Source organism: Kribbella sp. NPDC002412 (assembly GCF_053592935.1).
In genome coordinates this window covers 1-10380 of record NZ_JBSFBL010000116.1, presented here as the reverse complement: position 1 = coordinate 10380, position 10380 = coordinate 1, and the positions used below count along the sequence as shown (strand labels likewise).

At 69.1% G+C, this 10380-nt stretch carries 8 protein-coding genes; 5 read left to right on the top strand and 3 right to left on the bottom strand.

Annotated elements, in window-relative coordinates; translation table 11 throughout:
* Together ACWCOV_RS41105 and ACWCOV_RS41100 are read right to left on the bottom strand one after the other, a co-directional pair.
* Nucleotides 1–321: alpha-lytic protease prodomain-containing protein (locus tag ACWCOV_RS41105; RefSeq protein WP_449834810.1), on the bottom strand; the 321-nt coding region annotated here is incomplete at its 3' end.
* A gap of 138 nt (nucleotides 322–459) precedes the next feature.
* The gene (locus tag ACWCOV_RS41100) at nucleotides 460–1062 is read right to left on the bottom strand and encodes an AAA family ATPase (protein WP_449834809.1); all 603 of its coding nucleotides are present in this window, start codon (nucleotides 1060–1062) and stop codon (nucleotides 460–462) included.
* 259 nt (nucleotides 1063–1321) lie between these two features.
* Between ACWCOV_RS41100 and ACWCOV_RS41095 the strand changes: the two genes are divergently transcribed.
* Entirely contained in the window at nucleotides 1322–3001 is a 1680-nt protein-coding gene (locus ACWCOV_RS41095; protein WP_449834808.1) for a S8 family serine peptidase, read from the top strand.
* Nucleotides 3002–3069: 68 nt separating this feature from the next.
* On the opposite strand, the gene ACWCOV_RS41090 is transcribed toward ACWCOV_RS41095, so the two are convergent.
* Entirely contained in the window at nucleotides 3070–3705 is a 636-nt protein-coding gene (locus ACWCOV_RS41090; protein ID WP_449834807.1) for a TetR/AcrR family transcriptional regulator, read from the bottom strand.
* An 86-nt stretch (nucleotides 3706–3791) separates the two neighbouring features.
* Here ACWCOV_RS41090 and ACWCOV_RS41085 point away from each other — a divergent pair, with 86 nt between their 5' ends.
* The 4 genes from ACWCOV_RS41085 to ACWCOV_RS41070 all read left to right on the top strand — a co-directional run.
* Nucleotides 3792–5258 carry an MFS transporter gene (locus tag ACWCOV_RS41085; protein ID WP_449834806.1) on the top strand — a complete coding sequence of 489 codons (1467 nt, stop codon included), beginning with the start codon at nucleotides 3792–3794 and terminating at the stop codon, nucleotides 5256–5258.
* A 71-nt stretch (nucleotides 5259–5329) separates the two neighbouring features.
* The gene (locus tag ACWCOV_RS41080) at nucleotides 5330–6286 is read left to right on the top strand and encodes a carbon-nitrogen hydrolase family protein (protein WP_449834805.1); all 957 of its coding nucleotides are present in this window, start codon (nucleotides 5330–5332) and stop codon (nucleotides 6284–6286) included.
* Nucleotides 6287–6343: 57 nt separating this feature from the next.
* Nucleotides 6344–9133 carry a LuxR C-terminal-related transcriptional regulator gene (locus ACWCOV_RS41075; protein WP_449834804.1) on the top strand — a complete coding sequence of 930 codons (2790 nt, stop codon included), beginning with the start codon at nucleotides 6344–6346 and terminating at the stop codon, nucleotides 9131–9133.
* 198 nt (nucleotides 9134–9331) lie between these two features.
* On the top strand, nucleotides 9332–10380 hold a 1049-nt coding region (locus ACWCOV_RS41070), incomplete at its 3' end, for a DDE-type integrase/transposase/recombinase (RefSeq protein ID WP_449834803.1).

The following is a 10380-nucleotide window of genomic DNA, read 5'->3' as shown; positions in this document are numbered from 1 at the left end:
GGGCTTGGTGCGACCAGGTGAGTGTGTTGTTGCTTGGTGCCGTGGTTGGTGGTGATGGACGCCGTCGTGCTTCAGCGCGGCGACCTCGGCGGCCGAGACAGTGGCGTCAGCGGTGACGACGACCTTGCCTGAAGCCGCGTCGGTGTACCAGGCGATGCCCTTCACACCGGATCGGTCGACCTTTGCACTGGCCGCGGCCAGTTTGGCGGCCGGTGACGGCTCGGCGGCTGCGGGCGGTACGGCGTACAGGCATGCCGCGACCGCGCTGACGGTGGCTGCCAACTGGGCGAGCCGGCGGCGTGATGTGCGTTCGATCCTCACGGGGGTCCTCCTGAGGCGTGCACGGGACCGACTGGGCGGGGTCCCTCGAACGTCCGCCGGCAGCAGCGCGTAGCCGTGCCACCACCGGCTGACACTCAGGAGTATTTGCCTTGTTCGCGGTACGGGCAACCGCTGGGGCTAGTCGAACGTGATCCGCTCGAGCCTGCTGGCCTGGCGCCGGCTGAGCACCACTGCGGACTCAGCGCCGGGCACTACCTGACTCGGGTCGGCAACAGCCTGCGCCAGCAAGTCGGGCCAGCGACGGCAGTGCGTCTCCATGCTCCCGGAGCGCACGACCCGGCCACGAGCCCACTGACCAGAGCGAGCGACGTCCCCGGGTACGTCGAGCAACACGAGATGCACCTGCAGTCCGGAGCGACGCGCTCGCCAACCGATCAAGCGCCGTACCCACGGACGAGTGGCGCAGTCGTGGAGGATCATCGGGCCGCTGCGCATCGCACTGAGGGCCTGCACGTAGTAGGCGAGGTGCAGCAGCGGCCGCCACCACGCGTACGGGATCGTGCCGAGCGTCGGCATCCAGCGATCGCGCAGCCGCTCGGAGTCGAACACCCGCACTCCCTGGTGGTCACCACCCACCGGGTACAGCCGCCGAAGCAGCGTCGTCTTCCCCGCTCCCGGGATCCCGGCCAGCACCACCACCGAGCCCGCCGGGTACCGCAACTCGTCTTTGTCCTGCGCCAGGAGGGTCCCCGGCGCCTCGGCGATCCCCAAACCTGCCACAGCACTCGTCCTCTCGTTCCGTAGTGGAGTCCAACACCCACTTAGACGGGAGAGCTTCCCCACCGGCCCATAGAGCACGCTAAGAACTCACTGGGAAAACCCTGAGAGTAGAACCGCAGGGAAATCCCTACGTTCGCGGTGGGTTCGGAAAGCTGACAACGTGGTCACCCTTCTCGGTTGCTGTGCCCCGACCTACCGTGAGGCCGTCACACTCACTCTCCAGGGAGGGGATCCGCTCGTGAGAGACGTCCGGAGAAGTATGTTCGCGGTGACAGGGGCCATCGCCCTGGTCGCCGCCACGCTCGCCGTACCGGTCACCGCCGGTGCCGGAGCTACGGGAGCGACTGGGGGAAACACCGAGTACCTGGTCCTGCTCGAGGAGGGCGCGGACCGCAACCAGGCCATCGCGGCGGTCAAGGCCGCCGGTGGTGAAGTGGTCAAGGAGAACGCGCACCTGGGCACGCTGACCGTGCGCGCGGCCGCGTCGGGATTCGTTTCCAGCGTGTCCGCGTCGAGCGCGATCGAGGGCGCGGCCCGCAGCCGGCCGATCGGCACGGTGCCGCAGCAGAAGAAGCGCAGCACCGTCGAGCGCGAGAACGGCTTGTCCGGCAAGGCCGGCACCGCGAGCAAGAAGAAGATCGTCGGGATGGACCCGCTCGACGCGCAGCTGTGGGGTCTGCGGATGGTTCGCTCCGACCTGGCGCGGACGGTCCAGCCGGGCAAGAAGGCGGTCAAGGTCGGCGTGCTCGACTCGGGTATCGACGCCCGCAACCCGGACATCGCGCCGAACTTCGACTGGAAGCTGTCCCGCAACTTCGCACCGGACATCCCGGAGATCGACGGCGAGTGCGAGTTCCGCGGCTGTGTCGACCCGGTCGGCTGGGACGACAGCGGTCACGGCACCCACGTGGCCGGCACGATCGGCGCCGCGGCCAACGGCTTCGGGCTCTCCGGTGTCGCCCCGAACGTGACGCTGGTGGAGATCCGTGGCGGCCAGGACAGCGGCTTCCTGTTCCTCGGCCCGGTCACGGACGCGCTGACGTACGCCGGCGACGTCGGGCTCGACGTGGTCAACATGTCCTTCTACGTCGACCCGTGGCTGTACAACTGCATCGCCAACCCGGCCGACAGCCCGGAGGCCCAGGCCGAGCAGCGCACCATCATCCGGGCGATGAACCGGGCCCTGAACTACGCGCACAAGCGTGGTGTCACGCTCGTCGGCTCGCTCGGCAACAACCACGAGGACCTCGGCAAGCCGCGGACCGACATCTCCAGCCCCGACTTCCCGCCGGGCACGGCGTACCCGCGGCCGATCGACAACGCGACCTGCTTCGACCTGCCGGTCGAGGGCCCGCACGTGATCGGTGTGTCGGCGCTCGGTCCGTCGACGAAGAAGGCCGACTACTCCAACTACGGTCTGGAGCAGATCGAGGTCTCGGCGCCGGGTGGCTGGTTCCGCGACTTCTTCGGGACGCCGCGGTTCCGGACCAACGAGAACCTGATCCTGTCGACGTACCCGGTGAACTCGCTGCAGGCCGAAGGGCTGGTCGACGCGGCCGGCAACATCACGCCGGACGGGGTGGCGCTCGGGGCGCAGAAGCAGTGCCCGGCCGGCGTCACCGACTACACCAAGTGTGGGTACTACTACGTGCTGCAAGGCACGTCGATGGCGTCGCCGCACGCCAGCGGCGTGGCCGCGCTGATCGTCAGCGAGTACGGCAAGAAGAGTCGCGGCAACTTCGGGATGAACCCGGACAAGGTCGGCCGGATCCTGATGGACACGGCGCAGGCCCGGGCCTGCCCGAACCCGCCGCTGCAGACCTACACCAACGAAGGGCGATCGGAAGAGTTCAACGCGCTCTGTGAGGGCACGCGGGACTTCAACGGCTTCTACGGCCACGGCATCGTCGATGCCTACGCCGCGGTGACCCGCCACTAGTCGCTCCAAACCAAGGTGCTGCCCCCTCGAACTGTCGAGGGGGCAGCGCTCTTTTCGGCCGGGTGCAGTCAGGCCCGCCAGCGGTCGGTCAGCTCGGCACTGCTAGGCGGCGGTCCCGGGAGCTCCGGATCGCCGCCTGTCCGTTCCCCCGGCCGATGCATCGCCTCCAGCATCAGGGTGAGGTACCGGTGCCGGAGCTGGTTGGTCCGCGCCTCGTCGCCGAGCTTGATCGACGTGATCTGCTCCAGGATCACCCCGAAGTCCTCGACCACGATCCCCGGTCGCAGGTGGTCCTTCGTCCGCTCGTAGATGGCCTGGTTCAGCTCACCCGCCCGGGCGGCGTCCTGCCACAGGTCGGGCGTCGGGGTGAACGTTCCCGCCAGCCGCTGGGTCAGTGAGTTCGTGTCGGCGTCGACGAGCGCGTGCAGGAACGCTCCGAACGCGACCCACGGCTCGCGGTCGTCGGCGAGCGCCTTCTCCGACTCCTCGATGTAGCGGGCCAGCCCGTCGCTGCAGAGCTTGCGGAGCAGCTCCTCCTTGCTCGCGTACCGCCGGTAGAGGGCGCTGATCCCGACCCCGGCGCGCTCGGCCACCGCGGCGATCGGGGCGCCGGGATCGGCGATGAACACCGCCCGGGCCGCGGCCAGGATCACTTCGTCGTTGCGGGCCGCCTGCGCCTGCCGGCCACTGAGCGCTTTCGTCATATCACCAGACTACCACTTGAACGGAATGCTCCGTTCCGCTAGAGTTGGAACAGAACATTTCGTTCCGTTTGGGTCAGGAGCCGATGATGACCGCAGTCGCAGAACTCCCCGCAAGCGCAGTAGTCGCCCCGCAGCCCCTCCGCAGGCGCTGGCTCGCCTTCTCAGCGGTCATCACCGCGTCGGTGATGGACCTGCTCGACTCGACCGTGATGAACGTCGCCGCCCCGGCCATCCGCGACGACCTCGGCGGCTCCTACGCGAGCCTGCAGTGGATGGCGGCCGGGTACACGATGGCCCTGGCCGTCCTGCTCCTGGTCGGCGGCCGGCTGGGTGACCTGGTCGGCCGGAAGCGGGCGCTGCTGATCGGCGTCGCCGGGTTCACCGTGACGTCGTTCCTCTGCGGCCTCGCGGTGTCGCCGGAGATGCTGATCGCCGCGCGGGTCGCTCAGGGCGCGTTCGCCGCGATCATGCTGCCGCAGGGCTTCGGACTGGCCCGGGACCTGTTCGAGCCGGGCGAGCGGGCCAAGGCGTTCGGGTTCTTCGGTCCGGTGATGGGTCTGTCCGCGGTGATCGGCCCGATCGTCGGCGGCACGCTGCTCGACGCGGACGTGCTGGGCACCGGCTGGCGGGCGATCTTCCTGGTGAACATCCCGGTCGGCGTCTTCACGTTCGTCGTCGCGGCGAAGTACCTGCCGAACACCCAGCCCGCCGGCGGCCGGGTCTCGCTGGACATTCCCGGGCTGTTGATCGCCGGCGCCGGTCTGGTCGCCCTGGTCTACCCGCTGGTGCAGGGACACGAGATCGGCTGGCCGCTGTGGTCGAAGGCGCTGCTGGTCGCGTCGGTGCCGATGCTGGCCGGGTTCGGCGTCTACCAGTCCCGCCGGCAGCGCAGCGGCGCCACCCCGCTGATCGAGCCGGGCCTGCTGCGGAGCCGCTCGTACCTGTCCGGCGTCCTGTTCGCGGTGGTCTTCTTCGGTGCGCTGGCCGGCACGTTCGTCCTGGGCATGTCCCTGCAGGTCGGCCTGGGCTACACCCCGATTCACGCGAGCCTGGCGATGGCGCCCTGGGCATTCGGGGCGCTGATCGGCTCGGCGGTCTCCGGGATCACGATGCAGAAGTACGGTCGCAAACTGCTCCACGTCGGTCTCGCGCTGATGGCGGTCGGCCTGGTCGGGCTGTACGGCGTACTGACGCTGGCCGGCCTGAACGTCGGGCACTGGGATCTCGTCGTACCCAACCTGATCGGCGGGGCCGGGATGGGCATGGTCTTCGTCCCGCTGTTCGACATCATCCTGAGCGGTGTCCGTGACAAGGAGGTCGGCTCGGCCACGGGCCTGCTGGGCTCGCTCGAGCAGGTCGGCATCGCGCTCGGCATCGCGGTGATCGGGACCATCTTCATGGGCAAGGTCGCGCACGCCACGCCCGCAACCCGCACTCTGGCCGCACTCGACGGCGCCCAGACCGCGCTGCTGGCGACCGTCGGCGGCATCCTGCTCGCCTTCGCGATCGGCTTCCTGCTCCCCAAGACCGCTCGCCCCGGCACCGAACACTGACTCCAGCCTCGCCCGGCGCCGCTCCGTCCCACGGAGCGGCGCCTCGGCGTATCGTCGAGGAAGGGGGCGAGATGACGACACTGACAGTTGCAGCTGTGCAAGCGGCGTACGTGCTGATGGATCGCGAGGCGACGCTCGCGAAGGCGGAGAAGTTGCTGGCCGATCCCGCGGTACAGGCGGCCGACCTGGTGGTGTTTCCCGAGGCGTTCGTGCCCGGCACCCCGATCTGGATCGACGGGCCGCCGATCTGGGACGGTGACGAGCAGTGGTTCGCGATGCTGGCCGACCAGGCTGTCGTCGTACCGAGCGAGACCACCGACCGGCTCAGCGCGGCGGCTCGGCAAGCCGGGGTCTACCTGGTGATGGGGGTGAACGAACGCGAGGCGACTGGGAGCACGATCTACAACACGTTGCTGTACTTCGATGCCGACGGCAATCTCCTCGGCAAGCATCGCAAGCTGATGCCGACCGGCTCGGAGCGCACCGTGTGGGGAATGGGCGACGGGTCGACGCTCGAGACCTACCCGACGCCGTTCGGGCGCATCGGTGGGCTGATCTGCTGGGAGAATTACATGCCGCTGGCCCGGTTCTACCTCTACTCGCAGGGTGTCGAGGTATGGGTGGCGCCGACGCTGGCCAGAGGTGACGGCTGGGTCGCCACCATGCGGCACATCGCCCGGGAAGGCCGCTGCTACGTGATCGGCGCGAACCCGTGCCTGCACGTCGACCAGATCCCGGCAGACTTCCCTGACCGGGACCGAGTCTGGCGCACCGACCCCGACGACCCTGACTGGGTCGAGCCCGGCAACACAGTGATCGTCGGCCCCAACGGAGAGATCCTCGCCGGACCCGCCCGCCACGAGGAGACCATCCTGTTCGCCGAACTGGACCTCACCAAGGTCCGCTCCGCCCGCCGAATGTTCGACCCCGTCGGCCACTACCACCGCCCCGACGTCTTCCGCCTAGCCGTCGACACGGCGGCGCGCCCCGTTGTCACGAACCTCCGCAACGGCTTCCCCGACGAGTAAATATCTCCCAGCCTGCGCACGGTATGGCCGGTCTGCGATCGGGGCGCATGATGGGGTATGGCCGGCTTGATGGTCGGACGCGGGGGAGAGGCTGCGGTACTGCGGGGATTGATCGCGCAACTGCCGAAGCGCTCAGCAGCCGTGGTGGTTCGGGGTGAGGCGGGCATCGGCAAGACGGTGCTCGTTCAGTCAGTCCTCGCCGAGCAGTCCGGCAACGGTGTCCGGATCCTTCGCGGCGCGTGCGCGCCGATGTCGGGTGCGACGGCCTACAGCGGCCTCGGCGCCACGGTGACGGCTGCGCTGAGTCAGTCCACAGCTTCCGGCACGTTCCCGTCTGCCGCGGCGGCCCGAGCATGGTCGATGCAGACCCTCAGTGACGTGCTCGACAGCGACGCGGCGCAGGGCACGGTCCTGCTGGTCGAGGACGTCCACTGGGCGGATTGGTCCACACTCGACTTCCTTGCCCATTCGACGCGCAACCTGCCCGAGCGACGGTTGCTGGTCCTGCTGACCTGGCGGGACGAGACTGCCGAACCCGACCGCCTGACCTGGCTCGGGGAAATGCTTCGAACCCCGGCCGTCGTCGATCTGCCACTACGCCGGCTGACCGAGCAAGAGACATCGCAGCAACTGCTCGATCTCCAACCGGGCTGTACGGCGGAGACGGCCGCTACCGTCTATCGGCGCAGCGCAGGCAACCCGTACCTGAACGTCGAACTGGTCCGCGGCGACCTGACCGTGCCGGCTTCGTTGCGCCAACTCCTGCTCGCGCGCCTGCAGGCACTCTCGCCGGCCGCTCGCGCAGTCGTCGCGGCGACCGGCACGCTGGCTCGGGCACTCGATGACGATGACCTGCTGGCGGCGGCAGACGGTGCCGCCGACGCCGTACGAGAGGCCTGTGACTCCGGTCTGGTGATCCGGGACCCGGCGGTCGGCTGCTCCGCGCGGCACCCGGTGATCGCCGAGGTCGCTTACGACCAGTTGCTGTCTTCGGAACGCCGCGACCTGCATGCGCGACTCGCGACGCATTTGGCGGGCCGCAGTCGCAGCGAGGCCACCGCATCGGAGCTCGCCGAGGTCGCGGAGCAGTATCACCGCGCGAGCGAGCGAGATGCGGCGTTCAGCTGGGCGCTGATGGCGGGGCGTGCCGCCGAGAAGGAGTGCGCGTTCGCGGAGGCCGGGCATTGGTTCGCCGTTGCTTCGTCGCTCTGGCAGCCGTCGGACCTGGCCGATGACGGGGTGCCGCCGCGCCTGGTGCTCGCCGAGCGGGCGGCCTCGTTGCTGGGCGGAGTCGGCCGGCGTGCCGAGGCTCTCGCCGTACTCGAGGCGGCGGTGGGTGAGTCCGACGCCGAGGTGGGCACGGTCGAGGCATTGCTGATGCGGGGCAGGCTGCGCTCGCTGGACGATGACCTCGCCGGGGCGCTGGCGGACCTTGAGCGCGCACGGCGTCTGGTGCCGACCACCGACGACCGGGCGCTCGGCCAGGTCTGCATCGCGCACGCCTCGATGCTGAGCCTTTACGCCCGCTCGGCGGAGGTCGCCGAGGCAGCCCAGGCTGCGTTGCAGCACGCGACCCGGGCCTGCGACACCCGGACGATCGGTCAGGCTTGGGAGACGCTGGGAGCGGTCGCTGCCAACGAGGGCCGGCTCGACGAGGCGCTCGAAGAGACGCTGGCAGCGCTCGAGATCGCTCGCGACCTGGGCGAACCCGAGGACCTGGCCACGGCGGCGATCACGCTGAGCTATGTGCACGGGCTGCGCGGCGACACCGACAACGTCGTGGCCGTCGCGGACACCATCCAGCCCGAGCTCCGGCGCCTGATGGTCGACGAGCACTGGCTCGAGGGCATTCTCGAGGCCAACGCCGTGTACAACCTCTACGCGGTCGGTCGTTGGGATGAGGCGCTGAGCCGCGATGACAACAGAGGCCGACCACCGTCCGGACCGGCGTTCAAGGACGCCGAGCTCGCGATGATCCAGATCGCGCGCGGGAACCTGGAGAAGGCCGTCGAACTGATGCGCGGCCAAGAGTTGCTCGCGGTCGACGACAAGCCCATGATGAAGCGCGACTACGCAGACGTCATGGCCCATCTTCGCCTCCAACAGCAACGTCCGCACGAGGCCCTCGCTCTTGTGCTCGACGCCGCCGAAATCAGCCACGACACCGAAGACGAGCTGGTGGCCGGCGAGCTGCTGCGCATCGGTCTCGAAGCAGCGGTCGCGGCGCAGTCACCAGAGGGCTTCGATCGACTCGTGATGCTCCTTCGGCGCGGCATCTCTGGTGTCGAGGGCCGAGCGCTGGCTGCGATTGTCGAAGGCGAACGATCCCGGATCCGCGGCACGCCCGACCCGGCCCCGTGGCTCACCGCCGCACAGGAATGGGTCACGCTCGGCTGGCCGTACTGGGAGGCGCAAGCCCGACTGCGGGCAGCCGAGGCGCTGCTGGCTCGTCGCGGGCAGGCCGGCGCCCGAGGCCAGGCGAGCAGCGAACTGGAAGCCGCGCGAGACATCGCCGAGCAGCTCGGCGCGGCACCACTGCTCGGCCGGATTCAGGAGCTGGCGAAGATCGCCCGGATCCACCTCGACGACTCCGTGACCGAGCACCACGAGCAACCCGCGGCCACCACAGACCCACACCCACCACTGACCGAGCGCGAGCTCCAGGTCCTCGCCCTGGTCGCGGCAGGCCGCACGAACCGCGAGATCGGCGCGGCCCTCTACATGAGCCCCAAGACCGCGAGCGTGCACGTCACGCACATCCTCGACAAGCTCGGCGTACGAACCCGCGTCCAAGCCGCCGCCGAAGCCATCCGCCTCGGCCTCACACCCAACCCACCACCCACCTGACGCCGACGTGCTCGCGTGACGGCTAGCTACCCGCGCGAGCGGCTCCGATCGTCCGGCGCCGGGAGCGGGATGCGGCTGAGCTGCGGGTTTGGGTGGCGCGCCCGGCAGTGTTGTGGTTCAACACATCCCGGACGGGTGTCTCACGACATGCCGGACTGATGTCTCAAGACATAGGAGACAGGGTGTTGATGCTCGGGGATGTCGAAGGCCCGGTTGGTGATCACCGCGATCACGGTGGAGAAGCGGACGGTTGCCGAGGTAGTCGCCGAGTACGGTGTCGCGCGGTCGTGGCTGTACGAGTTGCTGGCGCGCTACCGGGTCGAGGGTGAGGCGGCGTTCGAGCCCCGGTCACGCCGGCCGAGGACCTCACCGCGTGCGACACCTGCGCCGACGGTGGAGCTGGTCCTGAGGCTGCGCAAACAGCTGACTGAGCAGGGCCTGGATGCCGGTGCGGACACCATCGGCTGGCACCTGCAACACCATCACCAGGTGCGGCTGTCGCGGGCGACGATCCACCGCATCCTGACCCGCGCCGGCACAGTGACGCCGGACCCGGGTAAGCGGCCGAGGTCGTCGTACCTGCGGTTCGCCGCCGAACTGCCGAACGAGTGCTGGCAGTCCGACTTCACCCACTACCGCCTCACCCGCCCTGACGGCCGGCCCGGTGTCGATGTGGAGATCATCTCCTGGCTGGACGACCACTCCCGCTACGCCCTCAGCGTCACCGCGCATGCCCGGATCACCGGGGCGATCGTGGTCATCACGTTCCGTGAAACCGTTGCGCAGTACGGGATCCCGGCCTCGACACTCACTGACAACGGGATGGTCTACACCACCCGGTTGTCCGGCGGAAAAGGCGGCCGCAACGGCCTCGAGACCGAACTGCGGCGTCTGAACATCGTCCAGAAGAACTCCCGACCCAACCACCCCACGACCTGCGGGAAGGAGGTAGAGCGGTTCCAGCAGACCCTCAAGAAGTGGCTGCGCGCCCAACCCGTCCAACCCACCACGATCACCGAGCTCCAGGTGCTGCTCGACCGATTCTGCGACGAATACAACCACCGGCGCCCGCACCGCTCGCTGCCTCACCGAGCCACCCCAGCTGCTGCCTACACCGCCCGCCCCAAGGCCAGCCCGAGCACCGACCGGACCGGCGAGATCCACCACCGGGTCCGCACCGACAGAGTCGACCACACCGGCGTCGTCACCCTCAGAGTCAACGGCCGGCTCCACCACATCGGCCTCGG

Coding starts and splice junctions, on each gene's coding strand:
- ACWCOV_RS41095 (WP_449834808.1), top strand. CDS start 1,322: ATGTTCGCGGTGACAGGGGCCATCGCCCTGGTCGCCGCCACGCTCGCC.
- ACWCOV_RS41090 (WP_449834807.1), bottom strand. CDS start 3,705: ATGACGAAAGCGCTCAGTGGCCGGCAGGCGCAGGCGGCCCGCAACGAC.
- ACWCOV_RS41085 (WP_449834806.1), top strand. CDS start 3,792: ATGACCGCAGTCGCAGAACTCCCCGCAAGCGCAGTAGTCGCCCCGCAG.
- ACWCOV_RS41080 (WP_449834805.1), top strand. CDS start 5,330: ATGACGACACTGACAGTTGCAGCTGTGCAAGCGGCGTACGTGCTGATG.
- ACWCOV_RS41075 (WP_449834804.1), top strand. CDS start 6,344: ATGGCCGGCTTGATGGTCGGACGCGGGGGAGAGGCTGCGGTACTGCGG.